Raw genomic sequence first — 15,068 nt, 5'->3', positions numbered from 1 at the left:
GCGGGGGCTTTCAGCTATTAATAATATAGCGATCGAGACGCCCGGCCAAATCAGGCGGAAAATTCCTCGGTGTCGACTTCGCTGGCGCTCTGGGCGCTGTAGCGGTGGCCGGTGACGGTGCGCTGGTTGATGAGTGCCTCCACCTGTGCGATCAAACCGGCATCCAGCCGCACATTCGCCGCACCCAAGTCGTCCTGCAGGTGGTCCACACTGCCGGTACCGGGGATCGGAATGATGTGCGGCGCCTTGTGCAGCAGCCAGGCCAATGCCAGCTGAGCGGGCGTGCAACCCGCTTCTTCGGCGAGCGCCTTGTAGGGCGGCAGCAGCTTCAGGTTGGCCGCATAGTTGTCGAGCGAAAAACGCGGCATGGTGCTGCGGATGTCCTTGGGCTGGAGCGTGCTCACGTCATGAATGGCGTCGCACAAAAACCCGCGCGCGACCGGACTGAAGGCCACAAAGGCCGTGCCCAGTTCACGGCAGGCTTCGAGCACGGCAATCTCAGGGTTGCGTGTCCACAGCGAATACTCCGTCTGCACCGCTGCAATCGGATGCACTGCATGGGCCTTGCGCAAGGTTGTGGCCGACACCTCGGACAGGCCGATGCTGCGCACCTTGCCCGCGCGCACCAGCTCGGCCATCGCGCCCACGCTGTCTTCAATCGGCACCTTCTTGTCCCAGCGATGCAGGTAATACAGGTCGATCACATCGGTCTGCAAGCGCTTGAGACTGTCTTCGCAGTTTTTGCGAATGGCCTCAGGCCGGCCATCGATGACACGTTTGACGCCATCCTCAAACTGCACCCCCGCCATGCCGCCCTTGCTGGCCAGCGTGAAGCGGCTGCGGTGCCCGGACAGGACCTTGCCGACCAGGGTTTCGTTGGCGCCGAAGCCGTAGAGCGCGGCCGTGTCGAACAAGGTGACGCCGGCATCAAGCGCGGCAAGCAACACGCGCTCGCCCTGTTCTGCCGATGGCGGTGTGCCATAGGCATGGCTCAGGTTCATGCAGCCCAGGCCAATGGCTGAAACGTGAAAAGGGCCTATGGTTCGCTCTTGCATCACGCAAGCTTAACTGGAAATAAAGCTGTCCCGGGGCGCTTTCAGCCGCTGGCCCGCCAGTGCCAGCCAGGCACTGCCACCATAAGCGGCCACAAGGTCATGTGCGGTTTCAGCCCATGCGGGATGGCTGGCATCCACACCCAGCTCCTGGATGAAATCTGCCTGAACGACCATGAACTGGCGGCGGTACGGCAGCAGGAACGCCCGTGGGTCTGCCTCCAAAGCTGCCTGCGCTTCTTCGTACTTTGCCAGCCACAGATTCAGCAAAATACCGGTCCGCGGCGCGTGCCAGAACGTTCCCATGTCATCCTCCCGCACCGCCGCGCCTCCCAGCACGGCCCGCGCGTGTTCCCAGTGGACAAAGCCCACCTCGCGCGCGACCTGGTTCAGGCAGTGGCGCAGGCGCACGTCGGCAGCGCCCGCTTCCTCCCGCCGGGCTGCATTGAGCCTAAGCCGCGCACGTGTCTTCAATTCGTCGAGCAGCGCGGTCACGTGAGCTCCAGCGCGCTGCTACGGCACAGGTGCGACAACACGGTCTTCAAACTCTCCCGTGCCGCGGCATCCACACCCGCGAGCGCGCCCAGGCAAATATCCTCGGCGGTAACTGCAGCCTCAGTCACCTGTGCCCGTCCGGCTGGCCGCAGAACCACCATACGCCCGGGCTCCCGCTGGAGATAGCCGGTCTTCTCCAGAGGCGCAAGCTGCCGGAGCACGGCCGACATACGCACGCCCAGGGGCCGTACCAGGCCGGCCAGCGACAAACGCCCGCCTTCGGCCTCTGACAACAAGCGCAGCAGAATGAAATCGCCCAGGCTCATGCCATGAAAGGTGCCCAGAATATCGTCCAGTTTCAGTGTGAGGCTGGCGTGAGCCAGGCTGACCCGCAAACAATCGTCAAGTGCACTGGATTTCATACGCCCAGCTCCTCGCGCCACATCGTTAGCAAACTGGCCAATTCCGCCTTGTAGTCGAAAGCCGGATCCTCTCGCCGCTTGACGAGGTCGATGACTTCAAAGCGGCAGTTGTCTGAGCCGAATGCCAGCCAGTCCTGTTGCAGTTGTTTGTCGCGGTGTGACTTGTGATCCAGCTCGAAGCGGGTACGGTTCATCGCCGCGTGCACATTCATGCTGGCCTCCACGATCACGCGGCCACTGGACAGGCTGCGGATGGCGTAGACGCCCATGGACGGCGGGGTTTCCCGGTAGTGCTTTTTCAGCTCACTGCGGGTGCGGCCGGCAGGAGCCGGCGCGCAAACATGGGAAAAGGAAGGGATAGATGCCATGACAAGACTCCTGGGTGCGTTGTAGGCCAATCCCGCGCTTGGCCAACGAACCCGTGATCTGTCAGGTTTAAAAAAAATTGAAGGAGGGTGAGAGCCTCTTGTGCGGGCAGGCGCCCCTCAGCGCCTGAGCCGCAATTATAAACGCCCTACTTGAGCTGCTGTTCCAGCTGATGCAGCACCTCGTAACACGGCAACACCTTGGCCACGCTGCTGTTCGGCTCGCGGCCTTCGCGAATGGCAGCGAAAAATTCGCGGTCCTGCAGCTCGATGCCGTTCATGGACACATCGACCTTGCTGACGTCGATTTTTTCTTCCTTGCCGTTGAACAGATCGTCGTAACGCGCGAGGTAAGTAGCGCTGTCACCGATGTAGCGGAAGAAGGTACCCAGTGGGCCGTCGTTGTTGAAGGACAGGCTCAAGGTGCAGATCGCGCCATTGGCCGCCTTGAGCTGGATGCTCATGTCCATGGCGATGCCCAGCGCCGGGTGAATCGGCCCCTGGATGGCATTGGCTTTCACAATGGGGCTGCCGCACTGGTAGGCAAACAGGTCCACCGTGTGCGCGGCGTGGTGCCACAGCAGGTGGTCGGTCCAGCTGCGCGGCTGGCCCAGCGCGTTCATGTTGCTGCGGCGAAAGAAGTAGGTCTGCACATCCATCTGCTGGATGTTGAATCTGCCCGCCGAAATTTCCTTGTGCACGTACTGGTGGCTGGGGTTGAAGCGGCGCGTGTGGCCACACATGGCGACCAGGCCGGTCTGCTTTTGCAGGGCGACCACTTCTTGAGCGCCCTTCAGCGTATCGGCCAGAGGGATTTCCACCTGCACATGTTTGCCGGCTTTCATGCAGGCAATACTTTGCTCGGCATGCATCTGCGTCGGCGTGCACAAGATGACGGCATCGACTTCCTTGAGCGCCAGGCTGTCGGCCAGCTCGGTGCTGACATGGGCGATGCCATATTTGGCGGCAACTTCTTTCGTCTTTTCCAGCTCGCGGCTGACCAGTGAAACAACTTCAACACCTTCGATGTTCTTGATGCCATCGAGGTGCTTGATGCCGAAAGCGCCGGCACCTGCCAGGGCAACTTTGATGGTTTTGGTCATGGGTACTCTCCTTGAGGTCCGTTCGCCCTGAGCCCGTCGAAGGGTCAGGGTTCAACAAGCTCAGCCCGAACGGGGGTGTTACTGGTTTTCCAGAATCAGATGGCCCACCGCCGTATTGCTGGCGGGCACATGGTAAAAGCGGTGGGCGACCTTGGGCGCGAGGCCGCCGGCCAGGTCAGCCATGGCGCCGCGGGCGATCAGCCACATCACAAGTTCAATGCCTTCAGAACCGGCTTCGCGCACATAGTCGATGTGCGGCTTGCCAGCCAGGCCTTCCGGGTCGGCGATCAGCTGGTCGAGGAAGGCGTTGTCAAACTCCTTGTTGATCAGGCCGGCGCGCGGTCCCTGCAGCTGGTGGCTCATGCCGCCCGTGCCCCAGATCTGCACCTTCAGCGGCTTGTCAAAACTCTCCACCGCCTTGCGGATGGCCTTGCCCAGCTCGAAGCAGCGCCGTCCGGACGGCACCGGGTACTGCACCACGTTGACGGCAAACGGAATCACCGGGCAAGGCCAGGCTTGCGGCTGGCCGCACATCAGCGACAACGGGACGGTCAGGCCGTGGTCCACATCCATCTTGTTGACGATGGTCAGGTCAAAGTCCTGCTGGATCACCGACTGTGCGATGTGGGCGGCCAGCTCAGGGTGCCCCTGCACCACGGGCACGGGCCGTGGGCCCCAGCCCTCGTCGGCCGGCGTGAAAGACTCGGCGCAACCAATCGCAAAGGTCGGAATCATCTCCAGGCTGAAGGCCGTGGCGTGGTCGTTGTAGACCAGGAAAATCACGTCGGGCCTGTTCTCTGCCAGCCATTTTTTGGAGAAGTCATAACCCTTGAACACGGGCTGCCAATAGGGCTCGCCGCTTTTTCCGAGGTCCAGTGCGGCGCCAATGGCGGGCACGTGCGAGGTGTAAACGGATGCGGTAATTTTTGCCATGTTCATGAGTTCCGTGTTGCGCCGGCTTTGCCTTGCGGCTGGCGGTGGGCCTGCGCGGTCCCGTCTTCGCCGACCACGCGGTTGCCTTCGGCGGAGCGTCCGCCGCCAATCATCATGTCGCGGTATTCCTCTTCGGTCATCCCGGTCATGCTGCCTGCCATTTGCTGAAAGCTTTTTCCGTCGGTCGCGCCTATCTTGGCCAGAAAATAAATGTTGCCGCCGGCCTTGATGCAGCGGTTCAGGTCGCGTGCCAACACCGCCTGCTTCTGCTCTTCGCTCATCGGCCATTCATCAAGGTAGGCGCGTTCATCGGCCTTGAAGCGCGCGCGGTTGTCCGCCTTCATGAGCGACATGCAGAACTGGTTCAGGTGATAACCCAGGCGCGACTGCTCGGCGTCAAAAATGGTGGTACCGGGAACATCGAGATAAGGTTTATCGAGTGGCATAACTGCCTCCTGTCATTTGCTGCATACGAAACTCGCGGCCTGGGCCGCATCGCCACCGCGGTAGCGCGGCCACAGCGGCCATTCGCAGAGCGGACGGGCACGGGCCACCGTGAACGGTTGCACCACCGGCTGCTCAAGCAGCTGCAGCCCGGCCGGCGCCTGGCCACGCTCAACCCATGCGACCAGTGCCGGCAGGATGTCCGCATGGGCCGGCCCACCGCTGCCCACGTGGTCTACACCCGGTGCAGTGTAGAACTTGAAGAAGCGGTCCACACTGCCCTGCCCCATGCGCGCGACCACCGATTCATAGTAACGAACGCCGACGTAGGGGCTCTGTGCGTAGTCAGCCATGTTCTCCAGCAGCATCAGCTTGCCGCCGCGGGCGCTGAAGGCGGTCAGGTCGGGGTTGGTCGAGTCCATCAATTCGGAGATCTGCGCTATGCGTGCGGCGAAGTTCTCGGGCCTGAAGTTGCGCACGTCGAAGGCAGGATCACGCGCGTAAAAATGCTGGACGGCGCCGCTGCCGTAGAACCACGCAATGCCGTTGGTCGGCTGCGGCGGCTGCGCCGGGGGGCTGGTGCCCAGCCACCAGGCATTCCAGCCGCCGGTGGGACCGAAAGCTGGCGTTGCCTCGCCGGAGACACCCCAGCCGGGATATTCCACCACACCATGGGCCAGCGCAAACGGCATGCGGTAAGGCGAATGCAGCGTCTGCACAGCGCGCACCTGGGCATCGTTGAGGCAGCCATCACCACCCTGCCCGGCGGCGCAGCGCAGCTTCGTCACATCGAAGCGCGTGCGGCAACCCGCGAAGTCGGACACCACACCATCGGCCAGGCCGTCTGCCGCGTCGCACGAAGCCAGCACAGCATCGTGCACCAGCTTGACCTGGGCGGGCCGCATCCAGCCTTCGCCAAAGGTGGCCAGGCCGTTGCGCGTGCCCGCGAACTGCAGCGCCGTCCAGTTGATCACCGGCACGCGGCTGAAGATACCGTCGAAATCGTTGGGATAACGCTGGGCCATGGTCAGGCCTTCGCGCCCACCCTCCGAGCTGCCGACGAAGTACAGCTTCGCCGGTGCACGGCCATAGGCCTGCTGCATCAGGGCCACAGCCACATCACGCACCTTCTTGTAGGAGGCATGGGCGAAGTTGACCAGCGCCTCGTCATTCGCCGCGAAGGCCTGCGGCAGCACACCCGGCGCATTCTGGTGGCCGGAGTCGGTGCCGTAAGTGACATAGCCCTGGGCCAGCGGCGTGGGCTGGTCAAAGCGCGCAGCGGGAATCAATCCCAGGCCGCTGATCAATGTGCCGTTGAAACCGCCGCCACCGTACTGCACGCTGCGGCCGTTCCACTGCAGCGGCAAATTGACCTGGAACAGGATGGGCGGGGCTTTGGGGTCCAGCGGTGCAATGCGGCCCAGCACCTGGCAATGTGCGGGCGTTGCCGGCGTGATGCGCCCCGCAGGGGTGGCGCCGCGAGCGGCCACGCTCAGGGCTACCGGCTGCGCCAGGCTGGCCGAGTCGATGCTGGCTGCACCGCTGGGCAGGCCGATGGCGCTGGCGGGAATGGTGGTACCCAGGCGCGCGCACGCAGCGGCGGGGTCTGCTCCCAGGCTCACTGACCCGGTCATTGGCCCCGTGGTGCTGCAGGCAGAAAGCAGCGCGGCGGTGGCCGCGGCAGCCAGTGTCCATCGAAAAATAGGCATATACACGTTCATGGTTTGTCTCCTGTTTTTTATAGCCGGGCTCAGCCCCAGTACAGCCTGGTGGGGTTATCCACCAGCAGCTTGCGTTGCAAGTCGGCGGTCCTCGCAATGTGCGGAATGTAGTCCACCAGCAGGCCGTCATCGGGCATGTGGTCTTTCAGGTTGGGGTGCGGCCAGTCGGTGCCCCAGAGCACACGGTCCGGAAAAGTCTCGACCAGGCGCCGGGCAAAAGGCACCACGTCGCGATAGGCGTTCTGCTCGCCATTCAAGGCCGGCGGGCCGGACACGCTCAGGCGTTCCGGGCAGCTGACCTTGCTCCAGATGTTGGTGTGCTCACGCATCATCTTCACAAACAGCCCGAACTCGGGGCCGTCCACCGGCTTGCTCACGTCCGGGCGGCCCATGTGGTCCACCACCACCGTTGTCGGCAAAGCGGTGAAAAAGTCGTACAGCTCGGGCAGGTCCTGCGCCTCGAAATAAACCACCACATGCCAGCCCATCGGCGCAATGCGGTTGGCAATTTCAAGCAGCACCTCGCGCGGCGTGAAATCGGCCAGCCGCTTGACGAAGTTGAAACGCGTGCCGCGCACACCGGCGGCATGCATGTCCTGCAACTCGGCATCGGACACGTCGCGCTTGACGGTTGCCACGCCGCGTGCCTTGTTGTTCGAGTGTTGGAGGGCATCGACCAGTGCGCGGTTGTCGCTGCCGTGGCAGGTAGCCTGAACGATCACATTTTTGTCAAAACCCAGATGATCGCGCAGTGCGAACAACTGCTCTTTGGAGGCATCACACGGTGTGTATTTGCGTTCGGGCGCATAGGGAAACTGCGCGCCTGGACCGAAAACATGGCAGTGCGCGTCCACGCTGCCGGGCGGCAGCTGAAAGCGGGGTTTGGCCGGGCCGTCGTACCAGTCCAGCCAGCCAGGGGTCTTGGTGAATTCGCCGGTTGCCGGCTTGGAAAGAGACATCTTTATTACCTTATCAACGAGGTGCCTTGGCCAGGAACACCGCGGAACCGGCTTCGCCGGGCCGCTGGTGTTGCCCCCTTGGGGGAGGCGCCGAAGGCGCTTCGGGGGGTTAGTCAATATATTTCAGGCCCAGCTTGGCCAGCGGATCGCGCATGTTGTACATGTCCAGGCCCAGAATGCCGGAGGCCAGCTTGGCGCGCTTCTCGCCCTCGTTGGCTTCGCGGGCAGCGGCGGCATCTGCAGTCTTCGCCGCCAGCGCGGCCGGCACCACCACCACACCATCGTCATCGGCGACGATGACATCACCCGGGTTGACACTCATGCCCGCGCAAACCACCGGGATATTGACCGAGCCCAGCGTGGCCTTGACCGTGCCCTTGGAACTGATGGCGCGGCTCCACACCGGGAAGCCCATCTCCTGCAGCGTCTTCACATCGCGGCAGCCGCCGTCGATGATGAGGCCGCGCGCGCCACGCGCCATGAAGCTGCTGGCCAGCAGGTCGCCGAAAAAACCGTCGGTGTTGTCGGTGGTGCAGGCTGCCACCACGATGTCGCCGGGCTGAATCTGCTCAGCCGCCACATGCATCATCCAGTTGTCGCCGGGTTGCAGCAAGACGGTAACGGCCGTGCCGGAAATCTGCGCGCCGGGGTAGATCGGCCGCATATAGGTTTTCATCAGGCCGACGCGGCCCATGGCCTCGTGCACGGTGGCCGAACCCAGGCTGGCCATGCGGTCGGTGGCTGCGCGCTCAGCGCGCTGGATGTTGCGATACACAACGCCAAGTTCAAACATGTCAGAGTCCTTTGGAGGTGAGCAGCGCGTCAAGGCGCGGGAACACGCGGCGCGTGTTGGCTTCGTAAATTTGGTGCTTGTCGTCGGCGCTCAGGATGGTGGAAGCCTCGATGTAGCGCTTGGTGTCGTCGTAGTAGTTGCCGGTCTCCGGATCGATGCCGCGCACCGCGCCAATCATCTCCGAGGCAAACAGCACGTTTTTCACCGGGATGACCGTGTTGAGCAGGTTGATGCCCGGCTGGTGGTAGACGCAGGTGTCGAAGAACACGTTGTTCAGCAGATGGTCTTTCAGCAGTGGGCGTTTCATCTCCTGCGCCAGGCCGCGAAACCGGCCCCAGTGGTAAGGCACCGCACCGCCGCCATGCGGGATCAAAAAGCGCAGCGTCGGGAAGTCCTTGAACAGATCGCCCTGAATCAGCTGCATGAAGGCCGTGGTGTCGGCGTTCAGGTAATGCGCGCCGGTGGTGTGAAAGGCCGGGTTGCAGGAGGTCGAGACGTGGATCATCGCCGGCAGGTCGTACTCCACCATCTTTTCGTAGATCGGGTACCAGAGCTTGTCGGTCAGCGGCGGGCTGGTCCAGTGGCCGCCGGACGGGTCAGGGTTGAGGTTGATGCCGACATTGCCGTATTCCTTGACGCACTTCTCCAGTTCAGGAATGCAGGTTTTCGGATCAACGCCCGGCGACTGCGGCAACATCGCGACGGGCACGAAGTGGTCGGGAAAGAGCTGGCTCACGCGAAAGCACAGTTCATTGCAGATAGCGGCCCAGGTGCTGGAGACATTGAAGTCGCCGATGTGGTGTGCCATGAAACTGGCGCGCGGCGAAAACAGCGTGATGTCGCTGCCGCGCTCTTTCATCAGCTTGAGCTGGTTGGTCTCGATGCTCTCGCGCAGTTCGTCGTCGCTGATCTTCAGATCGGCCACCCTGGGCATGACAGCCGGGTCCTTGATGCCGGCGATCTGCTGGTTGCGCCAGTTCTCCAGCGCCTTGGGCGCCGTGGTGTAGTGACCATGGCAGTCAATGATGAGGCTCATGTTTTCTCCTGTGTTCGTGTTGTGGTCGCGTTCGGTTCAGGCCGGCTCCATGCCCTGGCGCTGCTTCGCTTCAGCGGCTTGTGGCGAGTGCATGTAGTTCAGCATCGCGCGGACTCGCTCCCACTGCGGCGAGGCGGCCGGCACGCTGGCATGAATGCCGGCGGAAAAGATGGTGGTGATCTGGATGGCCGGCGGCAGCGGGCCCAGCACGGTGATGCCCTCTACATGCAGCAGCTCGCTCAGTTGCTGGAAGCCCAGCTCAACCTCGCCGCGTGCCACCAAGGTGCCGACGGGCACACCCGGCGGCGCCTGCACCATGCGGCCCGCAATGTCGTCTGCAATGCCCCAGCGTTCGAACAGTTTGGCCAGCGCAACCCCGCTGGGCCCGGTGGAGTAACTGATGCTGCGCGCGGCCAGCACGGCGCGCTTCACGGCGTCTTCCGAACTGATGTCGGGCAGCGGCGCGCCAGCACACACGCAGGCGGCGACGCCGGAGCGGACCAGGTCTACCTTGCTGCCCGCCTGGAGGTGGCCAGCGGCAATGAGCTTGTCAATCGCTTCAGAGGCCAACACCACCACGTCAAAAACCTCACCGGCCTGCACACGCTTCGCGGCATCGACGCCGCCCACGGCCTCCAGGGTGACGGCACAACCAGCCTGCTGCTGGAACCCGGCCACCAACTCGGCTAGCACCTGGCGGGTGGCCATGGAAGAAATGCCTTTGATGGCGGGAATGGCGCTTTGCATGAAGAGATTCTGATTCCTTCCGCGTCCAGTGGAAAGGCATAGCCCGGACTAGCAGGTATATCACTTGGGCATAATAGGCCAAAGGTTATTCAATTAGGGCCTGTTCACACTATTTATGCAAGATGCGTTGCGAGTCAAAAAGGTCATGCGCGAGGCGCAAAATGCAGCCGGGCCGACGCCCGGCAAGGCTTTGCAACACTGCGCATGGCCTTTTTGATCGCAACCCGAAGGGAATATGGTTAAAACAACGCCACTCGTCGTTGCGCTCCTAGCCCAGCCGCCCAGGCTGAGCGTCGTCGCGCGCCTAGATTGGCGCTGTTTTAACCATGTTCGCACTCGCATAAATAGTGTGAACAGGCCCTAGCATGGACCTCAAACAACTCGAATACTTCGTTCGCGTGGCCGAACTGGGCAGCTTCACGCGCGCCTCCATCGCGCTCGACATTGCCCAGCCGGCGCTCAGCCGCCAGGTTCGGCTGCTGGAGGTGGAGCTGCGGCAAAACCTGCTGACCCGCACCGGGCGCGGCGCCATCCCCACCGAAGCCGGCAAGCTGCTGCTCAAGCATGGGCGCGGCATTTTGCACCAGGTAGAAGTAGCACGCGAAGAGCTGGGCGCCGTGCGCGGTGGCCTGGCGGGCCGGGTGTCCATCGGCCTGCCGCCCAGCCTGTCCAAACTCATCACCGTGCCGCTGACCCAGGCCTTCAGGCAGCAGTTGCCGCACGCCCAGCTGACCCTGACTGAGGGCTTTTCGATCCTGATGCTGGAGGGCCTGCGTGTGGGCAACCTCGACATGGCGGTGCTCTACAACTCCGACCGTTCTCCCGAGCTGGAAACCATCAGCCTGCATTCGGAAGAGCTGGTACTGATTTCACGCAAGGGCAGCATCAAAACCGCAGCTGCCAAAAAAGGCAGCACGGGCAAGCGCCAGCCTATCAGCCTGGCCGAAGTCGCCGCTCTGCCCCTGATCCTGCCCAGCCGGCCGAATGCCTTTCGCATTCTGGTCGAGGGCGAAATGATCAGCATCGGCTGCAAGCCGCAAATCACGCTGGAGGTGGACGGCCTGAACGCCATCCTGAGCCTGGTCAGGGAAGGCATGGGCCACGCCGTGTTGCCAAGCTATACGCTGAGCAACGTGGAAGACCCGGCGCCCTTCACCCTGCGCAGCATCCGTTCGCCGCGCATCATGAGCGAGCTCATGCTGGTGCGCTCTGCACGCCGCGCCAGCACCGACACGCAAAAAATGGCCATCGACATCGTCAAGGCGGTGGTGGTGGAAGCTCTCAAGCCTTACGCCTGACAGCAACACACCGGATGAATCAGGGCTCCTTGCGCGCAGGTGCCAGCAGCCGGTCCGCGTAGTCCTGCCAACGGGCATCCTTGCCGATCCCCTTGAAGAGACCAGCCCGGGCCTGGTCGGCCACCCACTGCTGCTTGTCGGCAATGGCCGAAGCCATGAAGGGATCAAACCCCGGCCCGGCTTCGTGCACGGTATGGGCGGCTTCGCGCATTTCCTCGGCGCGGCGCTGGCCGTGCTGCACCACGCGGCTGAAGAAGTAGGCGCCCTGCTTTTCCCAGTCAATGCTGGGGAAGGTTTCGGCCAGGGTCGGCAGCACATGCGCTTCCACGCCGTAGGCACGGGCGGTGGTGTAGCTCTCGATCACCAGCGCCTCCAGGCCCTTGATCATCACGCTGCGGCACATCTTGATGGCGCTGGCCACGCCCAGTTTTTCGCTGACCGCTTTCGCATCCATGCCCCAGGCCGCGAGCACCGCAGCCAGCTCGGCCGCGCGCGCACCGCCCAGCAGCATGGGCACCCGAATGCCGTAGGGCGGCACCGAGGTCATCACACCCGCTTCAACATAGTGCGCACCCGCGGCATCGATCAGGGCCGCCGCCTGCTGCTTGGTGCCAGGCGACGCGGAGTTGAGGTCCAGGAAAACCGCGCCGCGCCGGATGTGGGGCGCGGCCGCCTGCGCCACCGCCAGCGTGTTGGACGCGGTGACGGCAGAAACAAGCAGGTCGGAACATCCGCACAGCTCGGCCATGGAGATACACGCCGCCACGCCCGCCTGCGCCGCATGTGCGAGCTGCTCCTCACGCAGCGCTGGTACTTCGAACTTGAGGTCCCAGGCGCTGCTGCCTGAAAACCTGTCCTTGAGGCCGGCGGTGAAAATTTTTCCGACCTCGCCGTAACCCACCATGCCCATGTGTTCAAACTTCACGAACAAATCTCCTTCAGTGACGCGGTTGCAGTTATTTGGGTGTTTACTGGGTTGGAATTTTCGCGCGAGTGATCACCTCGCCCCAGCGTTTGGTTTCGCTGGCCAGCAACTCGGCAGCCTGCTCGGGCGAGCTGGCGCGCGCTTCCACGTTCAGGTCGGCCAGTTTCTTTTTGACGTCCGGCGAATTGACCGCAGCGGCGATTTCCCTGTTCAGCCGGGCAATCACGTCCTTGGGGGTTTTGGCCGGCGCGGCCAGTGCGTTCCAGCTGGAGGCCACGAAGGCGGGCAGGCCGCTTTCCTTGGCGGTTGGCACGTCGGGCAGTACGGCGGCGCGTTTCTCGCCGGTGACGGCCAGTGCGCGCAGAGCGTTGGCCTTGATCTGCGGCAGCACCGGCCCCAGGATTTCGACTGCCGCATCAATCTGCCCGCCGCGCAGGGCTGTGATCACCGCCGGCGTGCCATTGAACGGAACAATCTGCAGGTCTGCGCCCGCACTGATCTTGAACAGCTCGGCCGTCAGGTTTTGCGTGCTGCCGACGTTGATGGTGCCAATGTTGAGCTTGCCCGGGTTGGCCTTGGCAAACGCCAGCAGCTCGCCCAGGGTCTTGAATTTCGAATCGGCCGGCGTGACGATGGCAATGTCAAAGAAACCCAGGGTGGAGATCGGTGCGAAATCGCGCGCGGTGTCGAAGGGCAACGACTTGAACAGGCCCGCGCTGACCGCCGTGCCGTTGGACATCAGCAGCAGTGTGTGGCCATCGGGCTCGGCCTTGGCCACCGCGTCGCCGGCCACCACGCCGCCGGCACCGGGTTTGTTCTCGATGACCACCGGCTGGCCGAGCGACTCGCCCAGCTTCTGCGCCACCGTGCGTGCCGTCAGGTCGGCCACGCCGCCGGCGCCGAAGGGCACCACGATCCTGACGGGTTTACTCGGAAAGGTTTGTGCCGCAGCCAGCGAAGCCAGCAGCACGGAGGCCAGCAGGCCGGAGGCAAGACGTTGAAAAATCATGTGGATGTCTCGTGTTTCGTGTCGTTGACGTCTGGGCATTTTGGCCCATGTAGCGCGTCACCGAAAGCTGCCCCATTTTCTGGCAACCAGAACAAACAAGCATGACAGGCGCTGCAGGCTTTGCAGAAACCAATGGCAGCTACTCAGCTCCTGGCGTCGCGCTTGCCCTCTCCCCTGCCCTCTCCCAGAAGGAGAGGGAGCGAAGACGAGCCTCTTCTCTCTTTCCCTCTCCCTGCGCGAGAGGGTCAGGGAGAGAGTTTCCCCAATTTTCGTGTGATGGCCCAAGGATTGCGAAGTAGATACAAATATTGAATCAAAAGTGGCCCCAGCCCATAACAGTCGGGCGCCGCCAGCTATTGATTCAATAGCGCCCCAAGAACCGCGCGGCGGGCAAAAAGCCGCGCAGTGCCGCCGTCACAGCCTCAACGCAAACAGCGTGATGGAGGGAAAGGCCGCCAGGATCACGATGCGCACCATGTCGCTGGCCACAAACGGCAAGGCGCCTTTGAAGGTCTGGCTCATGGGGATGTCACGCGCAATCGAATTGATCACAAACAGGTTCATACCCACTGGCGGCGTGATCATGCCCACCTCTACCGCAATCAGCACCAGGATGCCGAACCAGATCGCGAACTCCTCTGGTTTCAAGCCGTAGTCCAGCGCCGTGACGATGGGGAAAAAGATCGGGATGGTCAGCAGGATCATGGACAGCGAGTCCATGAAGCAGCCCATCACGAGGTACAGCAAAAGAATCGCCGCCATGACCATCCATGGGCTCATACCGGATGCAACCACCATCGACGCGGCCTCCTGCGGCAACTGCGACAGCGCCAGGAAGGTGTTGTACACGCCGGCGCCCAGCACAATCATGAAGATCATGCCGGTGGCCATGGCGGTGCCCACCAGCGCTTCGCGCAATTGCTTGCGTCCCAGCGAGCCGTTGAGCAATGCCAGCAGGCCGGTGCTTGCCGCCCCTATGGCCGCGCCTTCGGTAGGCGTGAAAAGGCCGCCGTAAATGCCCCCCACCACCACGACAAAGATGGTCAGCACCGGCCAGACCTTGCGCGTGGCACGCCAGCGCTCGGGCATGGGCATGGGCGCCATCTTGCCGGCGCTGTCGGGGCTGATGCGCACATAGAGAGTCACCACGGTCATGTAGCAGACCACCGCCAGGATGCCGGGAATAAACGCGGCAAGAAACAGCTTGGCAATGTTCTGCTCCGTCAGGATGGCATAAATCACCAGCACGATGGAAGGCGGAATCAGGATACCCAACGTGCCGCCGGCAGCCAGGCAACCGGTCGCCAGCGCGCCCGAGTAACCGCTCTTGCGCAGCTCGGGCAGGGCCACCTGGCCCATGGTGGCCGCCGTGGCCACCGACGAACCGCAGATGGCGCCAAAACCGGCACAGGCGCCGATGGCGGCCAGCGCCACGCCACCGCGGCGGTGGCCCAGCCAGGCTTCGGCCGCCTTGAAGAGCGCCGCTGACATGCCGCCGATCGAGGCGAACTGCCCCATCAGCAAAAACAGCGGAATAACCGACAGGGAATAGCTGGAAAAAGTGCCATAGGTCACCTGCTTGAGCTGGTTGAGAATGGGCGCGACGCTGCCGTACACCAGCCAGGCCCCGCCAAAGCCGCACAGCAGCATGGACAGCCCGATGGGCACGCGCAGGAAAATCAGCACCAGCAGGATGGGGAACGACCACAGCGCGAGTTCAATGCCGCTCATACCCTGCCCCCCGCACTCGCCATATCGTGTTGCGC

The 15,068-nt window shown here is 63.0% G+C and carries 16 protein-coding genes; 1 reads left to right on the top strand and 15 read right to left on the bottom strand.

Annotated features, from left to right (window positions below; all coding sequences use genetic code 11):
• Positions 1 to 50 precede the first annotated feature (50 nt).
• From ABI660_RS10675 to ABI660_RS10620, 12 genes are all read right to left on the bottom strand, one after another.
• Complete coding sequence (locus tag ABI660_RS10675) at positions 51 to 1,055, bottom strand: aldo/keto reductase (RefSeq protein WP_348067720.1); 1,005 nt, start codon at positions 1,053 to 1,055, stop codon at positions 51 to 53.
• Positions 1,056 to 1,064: 9 nt separating this feature from the next.
• On the bottom strand, positions 1,065 to 1,547 hold the full coding sequence (locus tag ABI660_RS10670) for a hypothetical protein (protein WP_348067718.1): 483 nt from the start codon (positions 1,545 to 1,547) through the stop codon (positions 1,065 to 1,067).
• Entirely contained in the window at positions 1,544 to 1,969 is a 426-nt protein-coding gene (locus ABI660_RS10665) for an AsnC family transcriptional regulator (protein WP_348067716.1), read from the bottom strand. Before ABI660_RS10665 ends, ABI660_RS10670 begins: the two co-directional genes overlap by 4 nt.
• Positions 1,966 to 2,337 carry a GIY-YIG nuclease family protein gene (locus tag ABI660_RS10660; protein ID WP_348067714.1) on the bottom strand — a complete coding sequence of 124 codons (372 nt, stop codon included), beginning with the start codon at positions 2,335 to 2,337 and terminating at the stop codon, positions 1,966 to 1,968. The genes ABI660_RS10665 and ABI660_RS10660 overlap by 4 nt, the downstream gene beginning before the upstream one ends.
• A gap of 146 nt (positions 2,338 to 2,483) precedes the next feature.
• Complete coding sequence (locus ABI660_RS10655; RefSeq protein WP_348067712.1) at positions 2,484 to 3,437, bottom strand: Gfo/Idh/MocA family oxidoreductase; 954 nt, start codon at positions 3,435 to 3,437, stop codon at positions 2,484 to 2,486.
• 78 nt (positions 3,438 to 3,515) lie between these two features.
• Positions 3,516 to 4,370 (bottom strand): class III extradiol dioxygenase subunit beta, encoded by an 855-nt coding sequence (locus ABI660_RS10650; RefSeq protein ID WP_348067710.1) that lies wholly within the window; start codon positions 4,368 to 4,370, stop codon positions 3,516 to 3,518.
• Between the two features lie 2 nt (positions 4,371 to 4,372).
• The gene (gene ligA, locus ABI660_RS10645) at positions 4,373 to 4,816 is read right to left on the bottom strand and encodes a protocatechuate 4,5-dioxygenase subunit alpha (protein ID WP_348067708.1); all 444 of its coding nucleotides are present in this window, start codon (positions 4,814 to 4,816) and stop codon (positions 4,373 to 4,375) included.
• Between the two features lie 12 nt (positions 4,817 to 4,828).
• Positions 4,829 to 6,535: a tannase/feruloyl esterase family alpha/beta hydrolase gene (locus tag ABI660_RS10640; RefSeq protein WP_348067706.1), complete on the bottom strand. Its 1,707-nt coding sequence runs from the start codon at positions 6,533 to 6,535 to the stop codon at positions 4,829 to 4,831.
• A 29-nt stretch (positions 6,536 to 6,564) separates the two neighbouring features.
• Positions 6,565 to 7,494, bottom strand: coding sequence for an amidohydrolase family protein (locus tag ABI660_RS10635; RefSeq protein WP_348067704.1), 930 nt, complete (start codon positions 7,492 to 7,494; stop codon positions 6,565 to 6,567).
• Between the two features lie 109 nt (positions 7,495 to 7,603).
• On the bottom strand, positions 7,604 to 8,287 hold the full coding sequence (gene ligK / locus ABI660_RS10630; protein WP_348067702.1) for a 4-carboxy-4-hydroxy-2-oxoadipate aldolase/oxaloacetate decarboxylase: 684 nt from the start codon (positions 8,285 to 8,287) through the stop codon (positions 7,604 to 7,606).
• Position 8,288: 1 nt separating this feature from the next.
• Complete coding sequence (locus tag ABI660_RS10625) at positions 8,289 to 9,323, bottom strand: amidohydrolase family protein (RefSeq protein ID WP_348067700.1); 1,035 nt, start codon at positions 9,321 to 9,323, stop codon at positions 8,289 to 8,291.
• 36 nt (positions 9,324 to 9,359) lie between these two features.
• On the bottom strand, positions 9,360 to 10,070 hold the full coding sequence (locus ABI660_RS10620; RefSeq protein WP_348067698.1) for a substrate-binding domain-containing protein: 711 nt from the start codon (positions 10,068 to 10,070) through the stop codon (positions 9,360 to 9,362).
• A gap of 365 nt (positions 10,071 to 10,435) precedes the next feature.
• On the opposite strand from ABI660_RS10620, the gene ABI660_RS10615 reads away from it, so the two are divergent.
• Positions 10,436 to 11,368 carry a LysR substrate-binding domain-containing protein gene (locus tag ABI660_RS10615; RefSeq protein WP_348067696.1) on the top strand — a complete coding sequence of 311 codons (933 nt, stop codon included), beginning with the start codon at positions 10,436 to 10,438 and terminating at the stop codon, positions 11,366 to 11,368.
• Between the two features lie 19 nt (positions 11,369 to 11,387).
• Here ABI660_RS10615 and ABI660_RS10610 read toward each other — a convergent pair whose 3' ends face one another.
• The 3 genes from ABI660_RS10610 to ABI660_RS10600 all read right to left on the bottom strand — a co-directional run bounded on the left by ABI660_RS10610 (position 11,388) and on the right by ABI660_RS10600 (position 15,033).
• Positions 11,388 to 12,293 carry a DUF1932 domain-containing protein gene (locus ABI660_RS10610; RefSeq protein ID WP_348067694.1) on the bottom strand — a complete coding sequence of 302 codons (906 nt, stop codon included), beginning with the start codon at positions 12,291 to 12,293 and terminating at the stop codon, positions 11,388 to 11,390.
• Between the two features lie 43 nt (positions 12,294 to 12,336).
• A complete protein-coding gene (locus ABI660_RS10605) occupies positions 12,337 to 13,302 on the bottom strand; it encodes a tripartite tricarboxylate transporter substrate binding protein (protein WP_348067692.1) in 966 nt (321 codons plus the stop codon).
• Positions 13,303 to 13,716: 414 nt separating this feature from the next.
• On the bottom strand, positions 13,717 to 15,033 hold the full coding sequence (locus ABI660_RS10600; protein ID WP_348067690.1) for a TRAP transporter large permease: 1,317 nt from the start codon (positions 15,031 to 15,033) through the stop codon (positions 13,717 to 13,719).
• Positions 15,034 to 15,068: the final 35 nt, after the last annotated feature.

It is taken from the genome of Polaromonas sp., from assembly GCF_039930745.1.
Classification (GTDB): Bacteria; Pseudomonadota; Gammaproteobacteria; order Burkholderiales; family Burkholderiaceae_C; genus Polaromonas.
This window is presented reverse-complemented; position numbering and strand designations above follow the sequence as displayed.